The sequence below is a fragment of the Micromonospora sp. WMMD980 genome (assembly GCF_029626035.1).
Taxonomy (GTDB): domain Bacteria; phylum Actinomycetota; class Actinomycetes; order Mycobacteriales; family Micromonosporaceae; genus Micromonospora.
This window is the reverse complement of sequence record NZ_JARUBE010000003.1, coordinates 2851080-2872453: the sequence shown is the minus strand read 5'-3', so window position 1 is coordinate 2872453 and position 21374 is coordinate 2851080. Positions and strand designations below refer to the sequence as shown.

Below are 21374 nucleotides of genomic sequence, written 5' to 3'. Positions count from 1 at the left end.
AAGCCATTCGTACGCTGAAGCTTGGGCTCTCCCGGTTGAGACGCGCCGCGAGGTCCTCGGGTTGCGCGCGATCAACGCGTCGCGGGCCGGCGACGCGGGCTGTGCCGGCGGTAGACGCTCACGCTCGGCTCGTCGGCCAGCCAGAAGCGCCACGGCAGGTCGTGCGCCGCGGCGACGCCGACCCGGGGGCCGGCGGCGAGCCGCGCCGGGTCGACCGGGTCCGCCGGCGGGGTCAGCAGCAGCGGCCCGGTGCCGTCGACCGCCGAGGTGCCGTTGGCGTCGCGACCGAGCCCGAGCGCGGTGACCAGCCGGGCCGGCCCCCGGGCCAGGTCCCGGTCCGAGGCGTGGGGGCGACGCTCCCGGGCGGTCTCCACCCCGTCGACCACCTCGCCGGCGCGCAGCAGTACGGCCGCCGCCTCGCCGTCCCGACCGCAGACGATGTTCGCGCACCAGTGCATGCCGAACACGAAGTACACGTAGACGTGCCCGGCCGGCCCGAACATCACCCGGTTGCGCGGGGTCGGCCCCCGGTGGGCGTGCGAGGCCGGATCCTCCCCGGTGCCCGCGTACGCCTCGACCTCGGTCAGCCGGATCCGCACGCCGTGAGCCGAGACGGTCCAGCCGAGCAGGGCCCGCGCGGTCGCCGCGACGTTCGCGGCCGGCGCGTCGAGCCAGGGGTACGTCATCATGGCCGGCAAGGGTAGTCGCCGAACGGGGTTTGGCCTGGTCGAGCTGCGCCGGCTCAGCGCAGAAGTTCGAGAAACTCCGACGGGGTCAGGTCCGCCTGGCGAGGAATCGAGGCAAGGGTGCCGCGCTTGATCGTCGCGTGCTGGGGCACGACCACGACCCGGCCGCTCGGATCGCGACAGACCGCATGGCTGCCCTTGGTGCGGACATGCTCGAAGCCGGCTTTGCTCAACCCGGCGAGCACCATGCGCAACGGCAGGTCGGCCAGGGCTGCGCTCACGCCGCTCGCCCGGGGAAGGACGTCACCAGCGGCGTGGTTTCGATCTCGGGGTTCTCGGCCTCCTCCAGGTAGGCCTCGACGGCCTCGCGAAGATTGGTCAGAGCCTCGTCGACGGTCTCACCCTGGCTGGCGACCTCGATCTCCAGACACCGGGCGACGTGCCAGTCGTCCTCCTGGTGCACGGCGGCGGTGAAGGTGCGGGCCATCGATCTCCTCCAGGGGCGTCCCGGCAGCAGGACGATCCGACGTGCGGCGACCGCCTTTCCGGGTGAGCCGGGCCACGTCGGGGGCGCCGGGCGACGGAATAGTTGACTCGTCAAATAGGTTGTGCGGTGCGATGCCGGGCCGACCGGTCCGCATCTCACCCGAGGAGCTGGTCATGCAGTTCGGAATCTTCACCGTCGGTGACGTCACCGTCGACCCGACCACCGGGCGGCTGCCGTCCGAGCGTGACCGGATCAAGGCCATGACCACCATCGCGCTCAAGGCCGAAGAGGTCGGCCTGGACGTCTTCGCCACCGGCGAGCACCACAACCCGCCGTTCGTGCCGTCGTCGCCGACCACCATGCTCGGCTGGATCGCGGCGCGCACCGAGCGCCTGCTGCTCTCCACCTCGACCACGCTGATCACCACCAACGACCCGGTGAAGATCGCCGAGGACTACGCGATGCTCCAGCACCTGGCCGACGGCCGGGTGGACCTGATGATGGGTCGCGGCAACACCGGCCCGGTCTACCCGTGGTTCGGGCAGGACATCCGCAACGGCATCCCGCTCGCCATCGAGAACTACGACCTGCTGCACCGGCTGTGGCGCGAGGACGTGGTCGACTGGAAGGGCAAGTTCCGCACGCCGCTGCAGTCGTTCACCTCGACGCCGCGCCCGCTCGACGGCGTGCCGCCGTTCGTCTGGCACGGCTCGATCCGCAGCCCGGAGATCGCCGAGCAGGCCGCCTACTACGGCGACGGCTTCTTCGCCAACCACATCTTCTGGCCCAGGGAGCACACCCAGCGGATGGTCGGCCTCTACCGCCAGCGCTGGGCGCACTACGGCCACGGCACGCCCGAGCAGGCGATCGTCGGCCTGGGCGGGCAGGTCTTCATGCGCCGCAACTCGCAGGACGCGGTGCGCGAGTTCCGGCCGTACTTCGACAACGCGCCGGTCTACGGGCACGGTCCGTCACTGGAGGAGTTCACCCGCGAGACGCCGCTGACCGTCGGCAGCCCGCAGCAGGTCATCGACCGCACGCTGGGCTTCCGCGACTACGTCGGCGACTACCAGCGGCAGCTCTTCCTGCTGGACCACGCCGGCCTGCCGCTGAAGACGGTGCTGGAGCAGCTCGACCTGCTCGGCGAGGAGGTGGTCCCGGTACTGCGCAAGGAGTTCGACTCGATGCGTCCGGCGCACGTGCCCGAGGCGCCCACCCACGCCAGCCTGCTGGCCGCCCGCGACGCCGCCACGACCATGGAGGAGGAGAAGCGGTGACCCGGCGTACCCTCGCGGTCGTCTCGGCCGGTCTCGGCCAGCCCTGCCGACGGCGGTCTTCGCCGCGCCGGAGGACTGGGCCGGCGACGACGGCGACAGCCCGCTGCGGGCCCGGATCCGCCGGGCCGCCGCCGAGCTGGCGGAGCAGGTGGACCGCCGGCTGCCGCCGACCGGCCCGGCCGACCCGTTCGCCCTCACCACCGACTTCGCCGACCTGCTCGCCGGCCGCGACCCGGCCTGATCGCCGGCCGGTCGGTGCGTCCCGCGCCCGCCCGGCGGGGGATCGGGGGATCGGCGTCAGTCGTCGGCCGGCTCCGGCCGGTGGGCGATCAGCACCGGGCAGTGGGCGTGCTGCACCAGCGCCTGACTGACCGAGCCGAGCAGCAATCCCGCGAAACCACCCCGGCCGCGGGAGCCGACCACGACCAGCGACGCCTCACCGCTCGCCTCCCGCAGCGCGGTCTCCGGGGAGGCGGCGACCACCGCCCGCTCGGTCACCCGCAGCCCGGGGTGCTCCGCCCGGACCCGTTCGGCGGCGACGCCCAGCAGCTCGGCCGCCTCGGCCCGCTCGGCGGTGGTCGCCTCGGCCGCGACCTCCGGCGCGCCGCGCTCCGGCGCGCGCACGTGCGTCAGCACCAGCTCGACGTCGCGTCGGGCGGCCTCGTCGGCGGCGAGTTCGACGGCGTACGCCGCGGCTTCGGAGCCGTCGACCCCGACCACCACCGGCCCGCCGACCGGGATCGGCTGCTCGGCGGGGCGGACGACCAACACCGGGCAGTGCCCGTGCTGCGCGAGTTGCCCGCCCACCGAGCCGAGCAGCAGGCCGGTGAAGCCGCCCACGCCCCGGCTGCCCACCACCACCAACTCGGCCCGACGCGACTCCTCCACCAGCGCCGCGCCCGGACCGCCGGCGACCTGCCGGACCTCCACCCGCAGCCCGGGATGCCGCTCGACCAGCTCGGCGGCGACCCGTTCGAGCATCTTCTCCGCCTCCGCGGTGGGCGCCGGCACCCCGAGGTCGTACGGGTTGAGCGGCACGCCGTAGCCGAGCGGGTGCAGGTAGCCGTGCACCAGCAGCAGTGGCCGGGAGCGGGCCACGGCGGCCGTGGCGGCCTGGTCGGCGGCGGTCAGGCTGGACGGCGATCCGTCCACCCCCGCCACGACGGGTCGGTTCATCGGCTGTCCCTTCCGGTCGGCTCGCCCCATTGTGGCCGCTGAGGCCCCCGCCCGCCGCCGCCACGCGGTTAGGCGGGGCCCCTCCTATCGCCCACGCGATAGGAGGGGGCCCCGCCGATCAGCCCCGGGCCGGGACCATCGGCCCTGCCGCGCGGGCGCGAAACCGGGTGGGATGGAACCACGGCTTCCTGCCGCCGATCCGTGGAGGCGTGATGACCCCGCTGGAGATGCTGCGTGTGCACCCGTTCCTGGCCGGACTGCCAGACGGGTGGCTGCCCCGACTCACCGGCTACGCCCGCCCGGTGGCCTGGCACCCGGGGCACCGGCTGTTCCGCGCCGGCCAGCCGGCCGAGCGGTTCTGGCTGGTCCGGGGCGGTCAGGTGGCGTTGGACTTCCCGGTCCCCGGCCGTGGCGACGTGGGCATCGAGACGATCGGCGCCGGCGGCGTGCTCGGCTGGTCCTGGCTCTTCCCGCCCTACCGCTGGCAGTTCGGCGCGGTGGCCACGCTGCGCAGCACCGCGGTCGAGTTCGACGCCGACGGGGTGCGGCGGCTGATGGAGTCCGACGACACGCTGGGCCGGCAGCTCACCGCCCGGTTCATGAGCGTGGTGGTGGACCGCCTCCAGGCGTCCCGGGTGCGCCTGCTCGACCTCTACGGCTATCCGACGAGCGCGGCGAGCTGACTCATCCCCGGTCGCCGTGCCGCGCCGAGCGCGAACGCGAACGCGCCCAGGGCCAGCGCCCCCACGGCCGTCGCGCCGAGCGCCCGGGCGCCGGTGGCCGGTGCCCCGGTGGCGCTCGCGAGCCGGGCCCGGACGGGCGAAGCCTGCCGGCGGCGTAGCCGTGGTGTCGACATGACCCCCTGCCAGTGCGGCACGCGCCGCCTCAGGTGACCGTCAGACCCCGGGCGGCGAACTGCCCGCGTACCCGGGCCAGCAGCTCCGCGTCCGGCGGCGCGGTGTCCGCCAGCGGGAAGGCCAGGCCCAGCTCGGCGTACTTGTGCGCGCCGAGGCGGTGGAACGGCAGCACCTCGACGCGCCGCACGCCGGCCAGTCCGGCGGCCAGGTCGGCCACCCGGGCCACCTCGTCGGCGTCGTCGGTCAGGCCCGGCACCAGCACGTACCGGATCCACATCGGCGTGCCCCGCGCGGCCAGCCGGCGGGCGAAGCGCAGCGTCGGCCCGAGCCGGCCGGTGCCGGTGACCCGCCGGTACGTCGCGGGGCTGCCCGCCTTCACGTCGAGCAGCACCAGGTCGGTGGCGTCGAGCAGGGCGTCGTCCGCGCGGTCGCCGAGGAACCCGGAGGTGTCCAGCGCGGTGTGCAGGCCGAGCGCGTGGCAGCGGCGCAGCAGCTCCCCGGTGAACGCCGGCTGGAGCAGCGGCTCCCCGCCGCTGACCGTGACGCCGCCGCCGGCCACCCCGAGGAACCGGCGGTACCGCGCGACGGTGGCGACCATCTCGTCGACCGTGCGGCGCCGGCCGCTGCGGCCGTACCAGGTGTCCGGGCTGTGGCAGTAGCGGCAGCGCAGCGGGCAACCGGCGAGGAACACCACCAGGCGGGTGCCCGGCCCGTCCACCCCGATCGACGTGTCCCAGGAGTGCACCGACCCGTCCAGGTGCGGCGGCGCCGGCGGGGGCCGGCCGGTCACAGCGACCCGTGGAACGTCCGGGACACCACGTCCCGCTGCTGCTCGGGCGTGAGCCGGACGAAGTTCACCGCGTACCCGGAGACCCGGACGGTGAGCTGCGGGTAGCGCTCCGGGTGGGCCATGGCGTCGAGCAGCGTCGCCCGGTCCAGCACGTTGACGTTGAGGTGGAACCCGCCGGCGTCGGTGTAGCCGTCGAGCACCCCGGCCAGGTTGGCGATCCGCTCCGCGCGGGTGTGGCCCAGGCCGTCCGGGGTGACCGTGCCGGTCAGCGAGATGCCGTCGCGGCGATCATGCCGGGCAGGTCGTCGGGGTTGGTCTCCGGGCGGACCAGGATCACCGGCCCGTCGGCGGCCGTCGCGGCGGCGGAGTCGAAGACCACCCGGCCCACCGCGGCGCCCGGCGAGGCGCCCACCCCGACGGCGAGCGCCGCGGGCGCGCCGGCGGCGTCGAACGCGGGGAACATGAGCTGGGCGAGCTGCGCCCCGGTGACCCGGGTCAACGCCTCGGCGGCGGTGATCACCCCCTCCTCGGCGAGTTGGGCGGCGATCACGAACGCGGCGGCGGCGGTGCGCTTGCCGACCCGGGTCTGCAGCATCCACAGCCGGCCGCGTTCGATGGTGAACTCGACGTCGCACAGGTCGCGGTAGTGCCGCTCCAGCGTCGCCATGATCTGCCGCAGCCGGTGGTAGCTCGCCGGGTCCAGCCGTTCCAGCTCGGTGAGCGGCACCGTGTTGCGGACGCCGGCCACCACGTCCTCACCCTGCGCGTCGGTCAGGTAGTCGCCGTAGACGCCGGGCACGCCGGTGGCCGGGTCGCGGGTGAAGGCCACTCCGGTGCCGGAGTGCGGGCCGAGGTTGCCGAACACCATCGCCATCACGGTGACCGCGGTGCCCAGGTCGTCGGGGATCCGCTCCTGCCGCCGGTAGATCCGCGCCCGCTCCGAGTTCCAGGAGGAGAGGACCGCCCGGACGGCGAGGAAGAGCTGCTCGTGCGGGGCCTGCGGGAAGTCGTGCCCGACGTGCCGGGCGAAGATCTTCTTGTACGTGTCGACCAGGTCGCGCAGCTGCTCGGCGCTCGGCCCGGCCGGCCCGGCGGTGGCCCGCACCGCGGCCAGCTCGTGCTCGAACTCCTCGGCCGGGATGCCGTGCACGGTCCGCCCGAACATCTGGATCAACCGCCGGTACGAGTCCCAGGCGAACCGCTCGTCGCCGGCGTGGGCGGCCAGCCCGGCCACCGTGACGTCGTTGAGCCCGATGTCGAGGATCGTCTCCATCATCCCCGGCATCGAGTACCGGCCGCCGGAGCGCACCGCCAGCAGCAGCGGGTCACCGGGGTCGCCGAGCCGCCGGCCCAGCCGCGCCTCGACCTCGCGCAGGTGCGCGTTGACCTCGTCGAACAGCCCGTCCGGTGGGGTGCCGGTGGCCAGGTAGGCGCGGCACGCGTCGGTGGTCACGGTGAACCCGGGCGGCACCGGCAACCCGAGCCGGGTCATCTCGGCCAGGTTGGCGCCCTTGCCGCCGAGCAGGTCCGCCCGGCTCCGGTCACCCTCGATGAAGTCGTAGACGTACGTCGACATGGTCGGCCTCCTCGCCCGCGTCTTTCCTCCTTCTTGGTACCGGCGTGGCAGGTCGCGCCGGCAGGGCCGGACGGGACGCGTGGCGGGCCGAGGTCCCGACCGGTGTCGGTGGGCGCGGGTACCGTCGCGGCCGTGACCTCTGAGGTGGAAATCCGTCCGGTGCGCGACGACGACCTGCCCGCGTTCTTCGCCCACGAGCAGGACGCCCAGGCCAACTGGATGGCCGCGTTCGGCCCGAAGGACCCGGCGGACCGGGCCGCGTTCGACGCGCACTGGGCGCGCATCCGCGCCGACGGGCGCATCGTCAACCGCACGATCGTCGCCGGCGGCGAGGTGGTGGGCCACGTGGCGGCGTTCCCGGTCGACGACGAGACCGAGGTCAGCTATTGGATCAACCCGGAGCGCTGGGGGCGGGGCCACGCGACGGCCGGGCTCACCGCGCTGCTGCGCGAGCTGCCGCAGCGGCCGGTGCGCGCCCGCGCCGCGAAGGACAACGCCGCCTCGCTGGCGGTGCTGCGCAAGTGCGGCTTCGTCGTCGTCGGCGAGGACTCGGGCTATGCCCCGGGCCGCGGTGTCGAGGTCGAGGAGTGGGTGCTGGAGCTGCCCGCCGAGGCGCCTGACCAGCGCGCCCACTAGTCTCCCGGGGGTGAACTGGCTGGAACTCGTCGGCTGGGCCGGCTCCGCGCTGCTGGTCTGGTCCCTGCTGCAGACGCGCATCCTGCGGCTGCGCGCGCTCAACCTGGTCGGCTGCCTGATCCTGATCGGCTACAACGCCGCCGTGCACGTCTGGCCGATGGTCGGGCTGAACGTGGTGCTCGCCGTGATCAACGTGTGGTACCTGCGCAAGCTGCTGGCCACCCGGCACGACGAGGAGACCTACCAGGTGGTGGAGGTGGGCACCGGCGACGCGTTCCTGGCGCACACCCTGCGGGTGCACGCGGCCGACATCGCCCGGTTCAACCCGGCGTTCCGCTGGGACGCGGCCGCCGCCGACCGGTCGGCGTTCCTGGTGGTGCGCTCCGACGAGGTGGTCGGTGTGATGGTGTCGCACGCCGAGGCCGGCGGGGTGGCGCAGATCGACCTGGACTACGTCACCCCGCCGTTCCGTGACTTCACCCCCGGCGAGTTCGTCTACCGGCGCAGCCGGCTCTTCACCGACCGGGGCTTCCGCCGGGTGGTCAGCCCGCCGGGCATGGTCGCCCCCTACTACCACCGGCTCGGCTTCCGCCCGGAGGGCGGGGCGTACGTGTTGGACCTGCCCGAGCCGGCCTGAGCCCGGTCAGTCCCGGGGCCTGCCGAACCAGCGGGTGAGCGCGGCGCGCAACCCGTCCCGGTCCGGCGCGCTCTCGGCGGAGGCCCAGGCCAGATAGCAGTCCGGCCGCAGCAGCAGTGCCGTCGACGAGGTTCCGGTCAGCCGCCCGTCGATCACGTCGACCCGGTCCCGCCACGGCGCGCACGTCGCACCGAGCGTGCCGGTTCCGTCGAGCAGCAGCGGGCGCGCGTCGCGGGTCAGCTCGGCCAGCCGCACCGGCCCGGCGTCGCCGTGCACCACCAGGTCCGGCGCCCAGCCGCCGACCGGTGGGCCGTCCGGTCCCGGGTCGTAGCGGATGTCCGCGCCGGCCATCAGCGCGGCCACGTGCGCCGCGTTGGCCGGTTCGGCGAGCAGCTCGCCGACGAGTTCCCGCAGCGCGGTGACCTCGCTTCCCGGGGCGATCAGGGCGGACTGGGCCTGGGTCGACATGGTGACCCGCGTGGCCGCCGGGCGTCGCTCCGTCTGGTAGGTGTCGAGCAGCCCGTCCGGTGCCCACCCGCGCACCGCGGCGGCCAGCTTCCAGCCGAGGTTCACCGCGTCCTGCAGGCCGAGGTTCAGCCCCGGACCGCCGATCGCGGAGTGCACGTGGGCGGCGTCGCCGAGCAGCAGCACCCGGCCGTCGCGGTAGCGCTCGGCAAGCCGGGTGTTGCCGCCCACCAGGCGGCGCAGCACGTGCGGCCCGGCGCCGCCCGGCGGGTCGAGCGGCACCTCGGCGCCGAGCACCCGGGCGACGCTGGCCCGCATCTCGGCGAACGTCATCGCGGTGTCCGCCTCCGGCGCGTCCGGCCACTCGGTGGTGCTGACCAGAGGCGGCCGGTCGGGGAACGGCGCCCAGACGATCAGCCCGCGTTCGGTGCGGGTGTGCCGGAACGGATCGACGACACCGTGGCCGGGCACGGCGAGGCCGCCGGACACCGGGTCGATCGCCTCCACCGGCACCGCCACCTGGGCCGTACGCGAGACGGACCGGTCGGTGGTCACGCCGGGGAAGCCGATTCCGGCGAGCTTGCGGACCGTGCTGCGCCCACCGTCCGCGCCGACCAGGTACCGGCAGGTGACAGTGGTTCCGTCGGCGAACCCGACCTCCACCGCGTCGTCGCGCTGCCGCAGACCGGTCACCTCGCGTGCCCGGCGGATCGGCACCCCCAGCTCGGCGGCGCGTTCGGCGAGCACCCGCTCGATCTGCCGCTGGGGAACCGGCAGACTGTGCAGCGGGTTGTCCGCGACGCCGCGCAGGTCCAGCGGCAGCGCGCCGAAGACGAATGCGGGGGCGGGCCGCGGCGGCGCGGCGTCGCCGGTGAGGCGCTGGTGCAGGCCGCGCCGGTCGAGCATCCGGACCACCTGGCCGACCAGCCCGTTGGCCCGGTTCTCGGTGGTCGGCTCGGCCAGCCGGTCGCAGACCACCGGCCGGATCCCGGCCAGCGCCAGCTCGGCGGCGAGCATCAGCCCGTTCGGCCCGGCCCCGACCACAAGCACATCGATAACCACAAGATCCTCCGAGGTTGAAGGCGGGGCCCCCTGTTAACGCCTCCGGTCGAGAAGGGGCCCCTTCTCACGCCGGGTCGGGACGGATCAGCGCGGCGGCGGCAGGCCGGCGCCCACCTGGGTCAGTGCGTCGGAGAGCAGACGGTCGACCGGCTCGGCGCGCTCGGTGCGGAGGAAGTGCCGGGTGGCCGCGCCGGTGGCCGCGCCGACCGCCGCGGCCACCAGGTGCGGGTAGAGGTCGTGGGCGGTGTCGGTGCCGGTGCGCGCCGCGACCGCCTCGGCCAGCTCGGCCTCGGCGAGCGCGCCGGCCCGCAGCATCTCGCCCTGCAGGGCCGGCTCGGCGAGCATCACCCGCAGCCCGGCGACCCACTCGTCGTGGGCGTCCGGGGGTGACTGCGCGACCTCCGGGCCCGGCGCCCACGCCGACAGGACCGCCGCCTCGACCGCGGTCCAGAGCGGCTCGCCCGCCGGGCGGGCCCGCAGCGCATCGGCCACCCGGCGACTGCGGTCCAGGTGCCGGGCCGCGATCGCCTCGGCCTTGCTGGCGAAGTAGTTGTTGAACGTGCGGGGGGACACCCCGGCGGCGTGCGCGATGTCCTCCACCAGCACGGCGTCGTAGCCGCGGGCCACGGTCAACCGGATGGCCGCCCAGCTCAGCGCCGCCCGGGTCGCGGCCTTCTTGCGCTCCCGTAGTCCGCTCACGTCTGCACGCTAGCAAAAGATGCGTGGCGCGCAAAGATGCGTGGCGCGCAGTTCTGGTCCGACGTCAGTGGTTACCCAGGATTCAGGCGCGTGCCGGCGGGGCACAGAGGGGCCACGCCGACCGGATCTGCCGGCCGGCGAGTCGGCGGTCGCCGACCCGGATCGGGCCGAGGGAGAGAACCGCTCGTGCAGAGCTACTGGAGCCAGTTGGCCCTGGTCGGTGTGCTGGTGATCGTCAACGCGGCGTTCGCCGGCAGCGAGATGGCCCTGGTCTCGCTGCGGGACAGCCAGCTGCAACGGCTGGAGCGCAGCAGCCGCGGCGGCCGGACGCTGGCCCGGCTGGCCAAGGACCCGAACCGCTTCCTGGCCACCATCCAGATCGGCATCACCCTCGCCGGCTTCCTGGCCTCCGCCGCGGCGGCCGTGTCGCTGGCCCGGCCGCTCGTGCCCCTGCTCGGCGCCTTCGGCAACGCCGCCGAGACCGTCGCCATCGTCGCGGTCACCCTGGTGCTCACGTTCGTCACCCTGGTCTTCGGCGAACTGGCGCCCAAGCGCATCGCCATGCAGTCCGCCGAGCGGTGGGCGCTGCTCGTGGCCCGACCGCTCGACGTGCTGGCCAGCATCACCCGTCCGGCCGTCTGGCTGCTGGGCGCCACCAGCGACATGGTGGTCCGCCTCGTCGGCCTCGACCCGAAGCACGAGCCGGACGAGATCGGCCCGGACGAGCTGCGCGACATCGTCGCCGGCAACCACGGCTTCACCAAGGAGCAGCGTACGATCATCGCCGGCGCCGTGGAGATCGCCGACCGGCAGCTGCGCGCGGTCCTCGTACCCCGGTTGCAGGTCTTCACGCTTGACAGCGGCACCACCGCGGACGCCGCCCGGCTCGTCCTCGCGGCGACCGGCCACTCGCGGGCGCCGGTGGTCCGCCACGGCGGCCTCGACGACGCGGTCGGGGTGATCCACCTGCGCGACCTGGTGGGCGTCCCCGACGACCGGCCGGTCGACGAGATCGCCCGCCCGCCGATGCTGCTGCCCGACTCGCTGCCGGTGGTCGACGCGTTGCGCCAGTTCAAGGCGGAGCGGCAGCACATCGCCCTGGTGGTGGACGAGCGGGGCGCGGTCGACGGGATCGTGACGCTCGAGGACATCCTCGAGGAGATCGTCGGCGAGATCTACGACGAGACCGACCGGGACCTGCAGGCGGTGCGCACCGAGGCGGACGGCACGCTGGTGCTGCCCGGCACCTTCCCGGCCCACGACCTCACCGACCTCGGCGTGGAGCTGCCGAACCGGCCGGCCGGCGACTACACCACGGTCGCCGGGCTGGTGCTGATCTGCCTCGGGCACATCCCCACCGTGGCGGGGGAGCAGGTCACCGTCGACGGCTGGGAGCTGGCGGTCGCCGGCGTCGACCAGCGGGCCATCACCGAGGTACACATCCGGCGGCGGCCCCGCCGCGAGCGGGCCGACGGCGACGACGACGCGGTCGGCGACGACCGGGCCGACGACGCCGGCCCGGCGGACACCCCGGCGCTCGACGAGGCGCGTCGCTGACGACAGCGCGCCGGGCGCCGGGCGTCGCCGTCCGACCGCTCGGCGACGCCCGGCGCGGACGCGCCGTGAGAGCGGAGCCGAAGGGACTCAACGTCGGTCGGCCGGCGGCCCGAACGGGAAGCCGGGCACCGGCGGGCGGAGCTGCACCGAGTCGGCGGGAAACTGGTGGGTGCTGCGCCCGACCAGGCGGGCGGCCGTCCGCAGCAGCCAGGGCCCGGCCGGATGCAGCTCCGGCCCGATCAGCCGGCTGGTCACCCTCGTCCACCAGTGACCGGCCACGATCACGTCGGTGATCCGCAGCCGCTCCGGCGGCCACCCCCCGCGCACCACCACGTCCACCACCCGGCCCAACCGCCGCCCGTGCAGGTCGTACGCGGTGCGCCCGAGCAGCTCACCCGCTCGCACGGTGGGACCCCGGGATCCGCTCGATCAGGTGCCGTCGCAACCACGACTCCATCGGCGAGGACGGCAGGTCCGCCGCCCGGCACCGCAACCGCACCGCGCTGTCCACCCCGGCCACGGCCGCCAGCGGCACGCGCAGCGGGGGATCGTCGCCGAACCGGTCGGCGACCGCCACCAGCAGCCGCCCGATCCGCCCACCGATCCGCTGCCCGAGCGCGCCCTGACCGGTGAGCAGCCCGTCCACGTACGGGTAGCCCTCGTCGTCCACGGCGAACGCGACATCGTCGACCCGTCCGACGAGTCGACCCTCGACGTCGACGATCTGCCGGTCGAGCAACTGCCCGGCGAGCTGGACCCTCATCGTCCCATCCCCGTCACGATCGCCAGTGGGATCGCCGCCACCGAGGCGGCGACGATGAGCAGCAGGAACACCGCGCCGAGCAGGTTGTTCCACCACCCGTTGACCCGGTCTCCGAGGTAGGTGCGGTCGTTGGCGACCACCAGGATCGGCAGGTAGGTCAGCGGCAGCACCACCGCGCTCAGCACCAGCATGTACTCGGTCAACCGCACCGGGTCCACGGTCGTCATCAGCATCACCACCCCGAGCAGCAGGCCGACCAGCAGGACGCTGTGGAACCGGGCCGCCTCGCCGGGGCTGACCCGCTTGCCCCACTGCCAGCCGAAGTACTGCGCCGCCGCGTACGCCGCCGACAGCCCGGTCTCCAGCGCCGCGCCGAACGTCACCGCGAAGAACGCCAGCACCGCGGCGGCCAGCCCGGCGCCGCCCAGTGCGGTCGCCACCGGCCGGGCCACCTCGCCGAGCGAGGTCAGGGACGCGTCCGACGGGTGGTAGGCCACCGTCGCCACGGCGATCAGCGACAGCGCCAGGAAACCGCCGACCGGGAAGCCGATCAGCACGTTCGACCGGGCCCGCGCCAGGTCCGCCGCGCCCCACCGTTCCTCCACCCCGCCGGAGGAGAAGAAGAACACCTCGTACGGGCTGACCGTGGAGGCGAACAACGCCACCGCCACGAACCAGTACAGCGGCCAGCCGTGCCCGGCGGAGCTGATCTGCCAGGCACCCCGCCCGAGCTGTGCCCAGTCGGTCGGCAACGCCACCAACGCGACAGCGAACACCAGCAGCGCCAGCCCGGCCAGGCCGAAGATCCGCTCCATCAGCTCGAAGCGCATCCGCCACAGCACCAGCCAGACCGCCAGCGCGGCCACCGGCACCCAGAGCAGGTGGCTCACCCCGGTGGCCAGGTGCAGCGCCAGCGCCACCCCGCCCAGCTCGGCGGCGAGCGTGACCACCGTGACCAGCCACGACGCGACCAGGTTGAGCAACGCCACCCGGGGCCCGAGCCGCTCCCGGACCAGGTCGAACACCGCCCGGCCGCTCACCGCCGCGATCCGCCCGGCCATGTCGGCGTACGCGCAGATGCCCACCACACCGACCAGCAGCACCCAGGCGTGGGCCATGCCGAAGAGCGCGCCGGCCTGGCTGGCCGCCACCAGGTCACCGATGTCGACGAACCCGCCGATGGCCGACAGCACGCCCAGCGTGGCGGCGAGGAGCTTCCTCACGTCGGGTCGGGAGCGGGTGGCCTCATCGACGCGACCATATCGGCGTCAGCGCCCGGTTTCGGGCGAATGCGTCAGCCGGCGGTGAGGTTCTGCAACCGCACCTGCCCGCGGGCCACCAGCCGGGCGTCGCCGTCGGTGATCTCCACCAGCCAGAGCTGCTGGCTGCGGCCCCGGTGCACGGGCGTGCCGACCGCGGTCAGCTCGCCGTCGCGCACCGCGCGCAGGAAGTCGGTCTGGTTCGACACCCCGACCACGGTGCCCTTGTCGCCCAGCCAGATCGCCCCGCCGATGCTGGCCGCCGTCTCGACCACCGAGCAGTAGACCCCGCCGTGCTGGATCCCGTACGGCTGGTGCAGCTCCGGGCGGACCTGCCAGCGGATCACCACCCGGTCACCGCTGACCTCGTCGAACGTCAGCCCCAGCAGGGCCGCGAAGCCCCCGGTCAGGTCCGGCATCTCCACCGTGGTTCCTCCTCGCGCTCGGCGGCGCCGCCAGCCTAGTCCGCGACCGGGACGGCAAACCCGGTACGGCCCCGGGCCGGGGATGGGGGAGAATCGGTGACCGTGACCGACAGCAACCTCCCGCCGGGGCGGGACTCCCTGACCGAAGACCTGCTGTGGCGGGGCCTGATCCAGGACTCCACCGGCCCGGACGAGCTGCGCGCGCTGCTCGACGGCCCGAGCGCCACGTTCTATGTGGGCTTCGACCCGACCGCCCCCAGCCTGCACGTCGGCAACCTCATGCAGGTCGTCATGGCCCGCCGGCTCCAGCGCGCCGGACACCGGCCGCTGCTGCTCGTCGGCGGCGCCACCGGCCAGATCGGCGACCCGAAGGAGAGCTCCGAACGGACGCTCAACCCGCCGGAGGTCATCGCCGGCTGGGTTCAGCGCATCCGGGACCAGCTCTCACCGTTCGTCACCTACACCGGCGACAACGCGGCCGAGATGGTCAACAACCTGGACTGGACCGGCCGGATGTCGGTGGTGGAATTCCTCCGGGACGTGGGCAAGCACTTCCCGGTGAACAAGATGCTGGCCCGCGAGGTGGTCAAGGCGCGGTTGGAGAGCGGCATCAGCTACACCGAGTTCAGCTACCAACTGCTCCAGGCCAACGACTTCTACGAGCTGCACCGCCGGCACGGTTGCCAGCTCCAGTACGGCGGCTCCGACCAGTGGGGCAACATCACCGCCGGGGTGGACTACGTGCGCCGGCGCGGCGCCGGCCCGGTCCAGGCGTTCACCACCCCGCTGGTCACCAAGTCGGACGGCACCAAGTTCGGCAAGAGCGAGACCGGCGCGGTCTGGCTCGACCCGGAGATGACCAGCCCGTACGCCTTCTACCAGTTCTGGCTCAACGCGGACGACCGCGACGTCACCCGCTACCTGCGCTACTTCAGCTTCCGCTCCCGGGAGGAGTTGGAGGAGCTGGAGAAGGCCACCGCCGAACGCCCGCAGGCGCGGACGGCCCAGCGGGCCCTGGCCGAGGAGCTCACCGCACTGGTGCACGGCGAGCGCGAGAAGACGCAGGCGGTGACGGCCAGTCAGGCGCTGTTCGGCCGGGGCGCGCTCGACGAGCTCTCGCCGGAGACGCTGCGGGCCGCGCTCACCGAGGCCGGGCTGGTCCGCGTCGGCGAGCTGCCGGACGTCGCCGGCCTGCTCAAGGAGTCGGGCCTGGTGCCGAGCATGAAGGAGGCCCGGCGGGTGATCGCCGAGGGCGGCGCCTACGTCAACAACACCCGCATCACCGAGACGGACGCGACGGTCACCGCGGCCGACCTGTTGCACGGGCGCTACCTCGTGCTGCGCCGGGGAAAGCGGTCCTTCGCGGGCGTTGAACTGGGCGAATAGGCGACGGCCGACGATGTGACGCGGGACGCGCCCGGTGGATTTGACGATCAATCCACCGGGCGCGTAACTTTCTCTCTGCCAGCGCGGAACGGACGAACAGGGCGAAAGACCTGGGAGGCCGGAGCGCAGGACCTGGAACCCGGGTGGTGCCCCGGATCGGCCGTGAGGCCGATTTGGTGAGGCGGAACCGACCGGGTAAGGTTATCGGCCGGCAGGGAAACGGACGGGCCAGCGGGAGACCGCGATCGGCCGTCCTGCCGAAATCCTCGAAGCGACCGGCGCGAGTCGGACGGCTCGCGGCGTGCCCGGCAAAAGGGTGATGCACGACAAACCGGGAAACACCGGTTTGACACGGCAGAAACCAGCGGGTAATGTAGTAAAAGTGCCCGGCGCGAGAGTGGCGGGGATGTGGACGAAATGCCCCGGGTCGGGGGTCCTCTTGGAGGGCTTCCGGGCGGTGTGTGGTTGTTCTTTGAGAACTCAACAGGGTGCTTGTAAAGCCAGTGCCAATTGTTTTATACCCCGGACTGGTCGGGCTGTTGTCTGGCTGGTTGGGATTCCTTTGGCAACACTTTTGTTGCCAGGACATTGTGTCCGACAAATAGGTTTTTGTTGGAGAGTTTGATCCTGGCTCAGGACGAACGCTGGCGGCGTGCTTAACACATGCAAGTCGAGCGGAAAGGCCCTTCGGGGTACTCGAGCGGCGAACGGGTGAGTAACACGTGAGCAACCTGCCCTAGGCTTTGGGATAACCCCGGGAAACCGGGGCTAATACCGAATATGACCTCGCATCGCATGGTGTGTGGTGGAAAGTTTTTCGGCCTGGGATGGGCTCGCGGCCTATCAGCTTGTTGGTGGGGTGATGGCCTACCAAGGCGACGACGGGTAGCCGGCCTGAGAGGGCGACCGGCCACACTGGGACTGAGACACGGCCCAGACTCCTACGGGAGGCAGCAGTGGGGAATATTGCACAATGGGCGGAAGCCTGATGCAGCGACGCCGCGTGAGGGATGACGGCCTTCGGGTTGTAAACCTCTTTCAGCAGGGACGAAGCGTAAGTGACGGTACCTGCAGAAGAAGCGCCGGCCAACTACGTGCCAGCAGCCGCGGTAAGACGTAGGGCGCGAGCGTTGTCCGGATTTATTGGGCGTAAAGAGCTCGTAGGCGGCTTGTCGCGTCGACCGTGAAAACCTGGGGCTCAACCCCAGGCCTGCGGTCGATACGGGCAGGCTAGAGTTCGGTAGGGGAGACTGGAATTCCTGGTGTAGCGGTGAAATGCGCAGATATCAGGAGGAACACCGGTGGCGAAGGCGGGTCTCTGGGCCGATACTGACGCTGAGGAGCGAAAGCGTGGGGAGCGAACAGGATTAGATACCCTGGTAGTCCACGCTGTAAACGTTGGGCGCTAGGTGTGGGGGGCCTCTCCGGTTCCCTGTGCCGCAGCTAACGCATTAAGCGCCCCGCCTGGGGAGTACGGCCGCAAGGCTAAAACTCAAAGGAATTGACGGGGGCCCGCACAAGCGGCGGAGCATGCGGATTAATTCGATGCAACGCGAAGAACCTTACCTGGGTTTGACATGGCCGCAAAACCTCCAGAGATGGGGGGTCCTTCGGGGGCGGTCACAGGTGGTGCATGGCTGTCGTCAGCTCGTGTCGTGAGATGTTGGGTTAAGTCCCGCAACGAGCGCAACCCTCGTTCGATGTTGCCAGCGCGTTATGGCGGGGACTCATCGAAGACTGCCGGGGTCAACTCGGAGGAAGGTGGGGATGACGTCAAGTCATCATGCCCCTTATGTCCAGGGCTTCACGCATGCTACAATGGCCGGTACAATGGGCTGCGATACCGTGAGGTGGAGCGAATCCCAAAAAGCCGGTCTCAGTTCGGATCGGGGTCTGCAACTCGACCCCGTGAAGTCGGAGTCGCTAGTAATCGCAGATCAGCAACGCTGCGGTGAATACGTTCCCGGGCCTTGTACACACCGCCCGTCACGTCACGAAAGTCGGCAACACCCGAAGCCGGTGGCCCAACCCTTGTGGAGGGAGCCGTCGAAGGTGGGGCTGGCGATTGGGACGAAGTCGTAACAAGGTAGCCGTACCGGAAGGTGCGGCTGGATCACCTCCTTTCTAAGGAGCACCATCCGGCGAAAGCTGGTATGGAGCCCGCGACCTGCGAATGTCGGGTCGGGGTGCTCAGATGGCGGAGACACTGGCAAGTTCGTCCTCGGCAACGGCCTGGATCCTTCTAGTACTGCTCACTTTCGGGTGGGTGTGGAGCGGAGTCCTGGTGCGGCTGGGGAGGAGCGTAAGCACCCTGTTGGGTCCTGAAGGAACAACCGCTGGTTGTTGTCTTCGGAGCCTTGGAGACGGGCGGGAGCCTGTCGGGGCGCCAGGCATGGCCTGGTTCTTCATACCGCCGGCGGTGAGCTGGGTCTGGTGGGGAACTGTTCGGGTTGTGGGTTGGTCGTTTGTTGAGAATTGCACAGTGGACGCGAGCATCTTTGTGGTCAAGTTGTCAAGGGCGAACGGTGGATGCCTTGGCACCAGGAGCCGATGAAGGACGTGGGAGGCCGCGATAGGCCTGGGGGAGCTGTCAACCAAGCTGTGATCCCAGGGTGTCCGAATGGGGGAACCCGGCATCAGTCATGTGATGTCACCCGCACCTGAACACATAGGGTGTGTGGGGGGAACGCGGGGAAGTGAAACATCTCAGTACCCGTAGGAAGAGAAAACAAATAGTGATTCCGTGAGTAGTGGCGAGCGAAAGCGGATTGAGGCTAAACCGGCGGCGTGTGATACCTGTCAGGGGTTGCGTGGTCGGGGTTGTGGGACCCTGCTGATTGTGCTGACACACGGTCGAGGAGTTACAAAGCCAGTGGTTAGTCGAACAGTCTGGAATGGCTGACCGTAGACGGTGATAGTCCGGTAGGTGAAAGCTGCTGGTCTTCTGTGGGTGTTCCCGAGTAGCGGCGGACTCCTGAAATCTGCCGTGAATCTGCCAGGACCACCTGGTAAGCCTAAATACTTCCTGGTGACCGATAGCGGACGAGTACCGTGAGGGAATGGTGAAAAGTACCCCGGGAGGGGAGTGAAATAGTGCCTGAAACCGTTCGCCTACAATCCGTCGGAGCCTTACGGGGTGACGGCGTGCCTTTTGAAGAATGAGCCTGCGAGTTAGTGGCATGTGGCGAGGTTAACCCGGGTGGGGGAGCCGTAGCGAAAGCGAGTCTGAATAGGGCGTTTTTAGTCGCATGCTCTAGACCCGAAGCGGAGTGATCTAGCCATGGGCAGGCTGAAGCGCGGGTAAGACCGCGTGGAGGGCCGAACCCACCAACGTTGAAAAGTTGGGGGATGACCTGTGGTTAGGGGTGAAAGGCCAATCAAACTCCGTGATAGCTGGTTCTCCCCGAAATGCATTTAGGTGCAGCGTCGCGTGTTTCTTGCCGGAGGTAGAGCACTGGATGGTCTAGGGGGCCCACAAGCTTACCGAAATCAGCCAAACTCCGAATGCCGGTAAGTGAGAGCGCGGCAGTGAGACTGCGGGGGATAAGCTTCGTAGTCGAGAGGGAAACAGCCCAGATCACCAGCTAAGGCCCCTAAGCGTGTGCTAAGTGGAAAAGGATGTGGGGTCGCATAGACAACCAGGAGGTTGGCTTAGAAGCAGCCACCCTTTAAAGAGTGCGTAATAGCTCACTGGTCAAGTGGTTCCGCGCCGACAATGTAGCGGGGCTCAAGCACACCGCCGAAGCTGTGGCATTCACATTTCAACTTCGCGGCGCCGTGATGTGCCGTGCAGGTGTGTGGATGGGTAGGGGAGCGTCGTGCCGGGGGTGAAGCGACGGGGTGACCTAGTTGTGGACACGGCACGAGTGAGAATGCAGGCATGAGTAGCGAAAGAAGGGTGAGAAACCCTTCCGCCGGATGACCAAGGGTTCCAGGGCCAGGCTAATCCGCCCTGGGTGAGTCGGGACCTAAGGCGAGGCCGAGAGGCGTAGTCGATGGACAACGGGTTGATATTCCCGTACCCGCGAAAGAGCGACCCTGACGAACCTCGTTGTGCTAACCACCCGAGCTCCGGGAGGTCTTCGGACCGAACGGGGGGAGCGTGGGAACCTGGCGGGTAGTAGTCAAGCGATGGGGTGACGCAGGAAGGTAGCTGATCCCGGCCGGTGGTTGTGCCGGGGTAAGCGTGTAGGCCGTGCCGTAGGCAAATCCGCGGCGCATGTAGGCTGAGACGTGATGCCGAGCCGATTCAGGTGAAGTCAGTGATCCTATGCTGCCGAGAAAAGCCTCTAGCGAGTTCTGAGCGGCCCGTACCCCAAACCGACACAGGTGGTCAGGTAGAGAATACCGAGGCGATCGGGCGAACTGTGGTTAAGGAACTCGGCAAATTGCCCCCGTAACTTAGGGAGAAGGGGGGCCGGAGACGTGAAGCCCCGCGCGGGTGGAGCGTTGTATGGCCGCAGAGAGCAGGGGGAAGCGACTGTTTACTAAAAACACAGGTCCATGCGAAGAAGTAATTCGATGTATATGGACTGACGCCTGCCCGGTGCTGGAACGTTAAGGGGACCTGTTAGCTCTTCGGGGCGAAGCGGAGAACTTAAGCGCCAGTAAACGGCGGTGGTAACTATAACCATCCTAAGGTAGCGAAATTCCTTGTCGGGTAAGTTCCGACCTGCACGAATGGCGTAACGACTTCCCCACTGTCTCAACCACAGGCCCGGCGAAATTGCATTACGAGTAAAGATGCTCGTTACGCGCGGCAGGACGGAAAGACCCCGGGACCTTTACTATAGCTTGACATTGGTATCTGAATTAGCTTGTGTAGGATAGGTGGGAGCCGGTGAAGTCCATACGCCAGTATGGGTGGAGGCAATCTTGAAATACCACTCTGGTTGATTTGGGTATCTAACTTCGGACCGTTATCCGGTTCAGGGACAGTGTCTGGTGGGTAGTTTAACTGGGGCGGTTGCCTCCTAAAGGGTAACGGAGGCGCCCAAAGGTTCCCTCAGCCTGGTTGGCAATCAGGTGTTGAGTGCAAGTGCACAAGGGAGCTTGACTGTGAGACTGACAGGTCGAGCAGGGACGAAAGTCGGGACTAGTGATCCGGCACTGGCATGTGGAAGCGGTGTCGCTCAACGGATAAAAGGTACCCCGGGGATAACAGGCTGATCTTCCCCAAGAGTCCATATCGACGGGATGGTTTGGCACCTCGATGTCGGCTCGTCGCATCCTGGGGCTGTAGCAGGTCCCAAGGGTTGGGCTGTTCGCCCATTAAAGCGGTACGCGAGCTGGGTTTAGAACGTCGTGAGACAGTTCGGTCCCTATCCGCCGTGCGCGTAGGATACTTGAGAAGGGCTGTCCCTAGTACGAGAGGACCGGGACGGACGAACCTCTGGTGTGCCAGTTGTCCCGCCAGGGGCACGGCTGGTTAGCTACGTTCGGAAGGGATAACCGCTGAAAGCATCTAAGCGGGAAGCTCGCTTCAAGATGAGGTATCCCACCCACTTTGTGGGGTAAGGCCCCCAGCTAGACGACTGGGTTGATAGGCCGGAAATGTAAGCCCGGTAACGGGTTCAGTTGACCGGTACTAATAGGCCGAGGACTTGACTACCAAGCTGCTACGCGTCCACTGTGCA

Annotated in this window: 19 protein-coding genes, 2 rRNA genes and 1 pseudogene; 8 read left to right on the top strand and 14 right to left on the bottom strand. The window is 70.1% G+C overall.

From position 1 onward, the window contains the following. Positions 1 to 71: 71 nt before the first annotated feature. From O7618_RS13250 to O7618_RS13240, 3 genes are read right to left on the bottom strand one after another with little or no spacing between them, the layout of a single operon-like run. Positions 72 to 686, bottom strand: coding sequence for a DNA-3-methyladenine glycosylase (locus O7618_RS13250; protein ID WP_278109996.1), 615 nt, complete (start codon positions 684 to 686; stop codon positions 72 to 74). Between the two features lie 56 nt (positions 687 to 742). Beyond that, positions 743 to 967 (bottom strand): type II toxin-antitoxin system HicA family toxin, encoded by a 225-nt coding sequence (locus O7618_RS13245; protein ID WP_278106382.1) that lies wholly within the window; start codon positions 965 to 967, stop codon positions 743 to 745. Beyond that, positions 964 to 1173 carry a type II toxin-antitoxin system HicB family antitoxin gene (locus O7618_RS13240; protein ID WP_278106381.1) on the bottom strand — a complete coding sequence of 70 codons (210 nt, stop codon included), beginning with the start codon at positions 1171 to 1173 and terminating at the stop codon, positions 964 to 966. The genes O7618_RS13245 and O7618_RS13240 overlap by 4 nt, the downstream gene beginning before the upstream one ends. Before the next feature lie 173 nt (positions 1174 to 1346). Between O7618_RS13240 and O7618_RS13235 the strand changes: the two genes are divergently transcribed. Continuing rightward, positions 1347 to 2450: an LLM class flavin-dependent oxidoreductase gene (locus tag O7618_RS13235; protein ID WP_278106380.1), complete on the top strand. Its 1104-nt coding sequence runs from the start codon at positions 1347 to 1349 to the stop codon at positions 2448 to 2450. A 297-nt stretch (positions 2451 to 2747) separates the two neighbouring features. Here the strand turns inward: O7618_RS13235 and O7618_RS13230 are convergent, their stop codons facing one another. Next, entirely contained in the window at positions 2748 to 3626 is an 879-nt protein-coding gene (locus tag O7618_RS13230) for a universal stress protein (protein ID WP_278106379.1), read from the bottom strand. Positions 3627 to 3838: 212 nt separating this feature from the next. On the opposite strand from O7618_RS13230, the gene O7618_RS13225 reads away from it, so the two are divergent. Next, positions 3839 to 4309: a cyclic nucleotide-binding domain-containing protein gene (locus O7618_RS13225; protein ID WP_278106378.1), complete on the top strand. Its 471-nt coding sequence runs from the start codon at positions 3839 to 3841 to the stop codon at positions 4307 to 4309. On the opposite strand, the gene O7618_RS13220 is transcribed toward O7618_RS13225, so the two are convergent. From O7618_RS13220 to O7618_RS13205, 4 genes and pseudogenes are all read right to left on the bottom strand, one after another. Next, positions 4285 to 4482 (bottom strand): hypothetical protein, encoded by a 198-nt coding sequence (locus O7618_RS13220; protein ID WP_278106377.1) that lies wholly within the window; start codon positions 4480 to 4482, stop codon positions 4285 to 4287. The genes O7618_RS13225 and O7618_RS13220 overlap by 25 nt on opposite strands. Before the next feature lie 29 nt (positions 4483 to 4511). Beyond that, on the bottom strand, positions 4512 to 5273 hold the full coding sequence (pflA, locus tag O7618_RS13215) for a pyruvate formate-lyase-activating protein (RefSeq protein ID WP_278106376.1): 762 nt from the start codon (positions 5271 to 5273) through the stop codon (positions 4512 to 4514). Beyond that, on the bottom strand, positions 5270 to 5515 hold the full coding sequence (locus O7618_RS13210; protein WP_278109995.1) for a glycine radical domain-containing protein: 246 nt from the start codon (positions 5513 to 5515) through the stop codon (positions 5270 to 5272). The genes pflA and O7618_RS13210 overlap by 4 nt, the downstream gene beginning before the upstream one ends. Positions 5516 to 5553: 38 nt before the next feature. After that, positions 5554 to 6849 (bottom strand): annotated as a pseudogene (locus O7618_RS13205) (PEP/pyruvate-binding domain-containing protein); the annotation flags it as partial. Between the two features lie 132 nt (positions 6850 to 6981). Here O7618_RS13205 and O7618_RS13200 point away from each other — a divergent pair. Next, positions 6982 to 7485, top strand: coding sequence for a GNAT family N-acetyltransferase (locus O7618_RS13200; RefSeq protein ID WP_278106375.1), 504 nt, complete (start codon positions 6982 to 6984; stop codon positions 7483 to 7485). A 10-nt stretch (positions 7486 to 7495) separates the two neighbouring features. Then, complete coding sequence (locus O7618_RS13195) at positions 7496 to 8122, top strand: hypothetical protein (RefSeq protein ID WP_278106374.1); 627 nt, start codon at positions 7496 to 7498, stop codon at positions 8120 to 8122. A 6-nt stretch (positions 8123 to 8128) separates the two neighbouring features. On the opposite strand, the gene O7618_RS13190 is transcribed toward O7618_RS13195, so the two are convergent. Next, positions 8129 to 9649 carry an FAD-dependent monooxygenase gene (locus O7618_RS13190; protein WP_278106373.1) on the bottom strand — a complete coding sequence of 507 codons (1521 nt, stop codon included), beginning with the start codon at positions 9647 to 9649 and terminating at the stop codon, positions 8129 to 8131. An 84-nt stretch (positions 9650 to 9733) separates the two neighbouring features. Beyond that, positions 9734 to 10348 carry a TetR/AcrR family transcriptional regulator gene (locus O7618_RS13185; protein WP_278106372.1) on the bottom strand — a complete coding sequence of 205 codons (615 nt, stop codon included), beginning with the start codon at positions 10346 to 10348 and terminating at the stop codon, positions 9734 to 9736. Positions 10349 to 10534: 186 nt separating this feature from the next. Here O7618_RS13185 and O7618_RS13180 point away from each other — a divergent pair, with 186 nt between their 5' ends. After that, entirely contained in the window at positions 10535 to 11905 is a 1371-nt protein-coding gene (locus O7618_RS13180) for a hemolysin family protein (protein WP_278106371.1), read from the top strand. A gap of 87 nt (positions 11906 to 11992) precedes the next feature. On the opposite strand, the gene O7618_RS13175 is transcribed toward O7618_RS13180, so the two are convergent. The 4 genes from O7618_RS13175 to O7618_RS13160 all read right to left on the bottom strand — a co-directional run bounded on the left by O7618_RS13175 (position 11993) and on the right by O7618_RS13160 (position 14352). After that, positions 11993 to 12310: a PRC-barrel domain containing protein gene (locus O7618_RS13175; protein ID WP_278106370.1), complete on the bottom strand. Its 318-nt coding sequence runs from the start codon at positions 12308 to 12310 to the stop codon at positions 11993 to 11995. Beyond that, the gene (locus tag O7618_RS13170) at positions 12297 to 12668 is read right to left on the bottom strand and encodes a hypothetical protein (protein WP_278106369.1); all 372 of its coding nucleotides are present in this window, start codon (positions 12666 to 12668) and stop codon (positions 12297 to 12299) included. The genes O7618_RS13175 and O7618_RS13170 overlap by 14 nt, the downstream gene beginning before the upstream one ends. Beyond that, positions 12665 to 13891 carry a divalent metal cation transporter gene (locus O7618_RS13165; protein WP_278106367.1) on the bottom strand — a complete coding sequence of 409 codons (1227 nt, stop codon included), beginning with the start codon at positions 13889 to 13891 and terminating at the stop codon, positions 12665 to 12667. The genes O7618_RS13170 and O7618_RS13165 overlap by 4 nt, the downstream gene beginning before the upstream one ends. Before the next feature lie 71 nt (positions 13892 to 13962). Then, positions 13963 to 14352: a PaaI family thioesterase gene (locus O7618_RS13160; RefSeq protein ID WP_278106366.1), complete on the bottom strand. Its 390-nt coding sequence runs from the start codon at positions 14350 to 14352 to the stop codon at positions 13963 to 13965. Between the two features lie 102 nt (positions 14353 to 14454). Between O7618_RS13160 and tyrS the strand changes: the two genes are divergently transcribed. The 3 genes from tyrS to O7618_RS13145 all read left to right on the top strand — a co-directional run bounded on the left by tyrS (position 14455) and on the right by O7618_RS13145 (position 21349). Continuing rightward, entirely contained in the window at positions 14455 to 15738 is a 1284-nt protein-coding gene (tyrS, locus tag O7618_RS13155) for a tyrosine--tRNA ligase (protein ID WP_278109994.1), read from the top strand. Between the two features lie 609 nt (positions 15739 to 16347). Beyond that, positions 16348 to 17862: ribosomal RNA gene (locus tag O7618_RS13150) — 16S ribosomal RNA — on the top strand. Between the two features lie 378 nt (positions 17863 to 18240). Continuing rightward, positions 18241 to 21349: ribosomal RNA gene (locus O7618_RS13145) — 23S ribosomal RNA — on the top strand. Together the 16S and 23S rRNA genes form the textbook arrangement of a ribosomal RNA operon. The last annotated feature ends 25 nt before the right edge of the window (positions 21350 to 21374 follow it).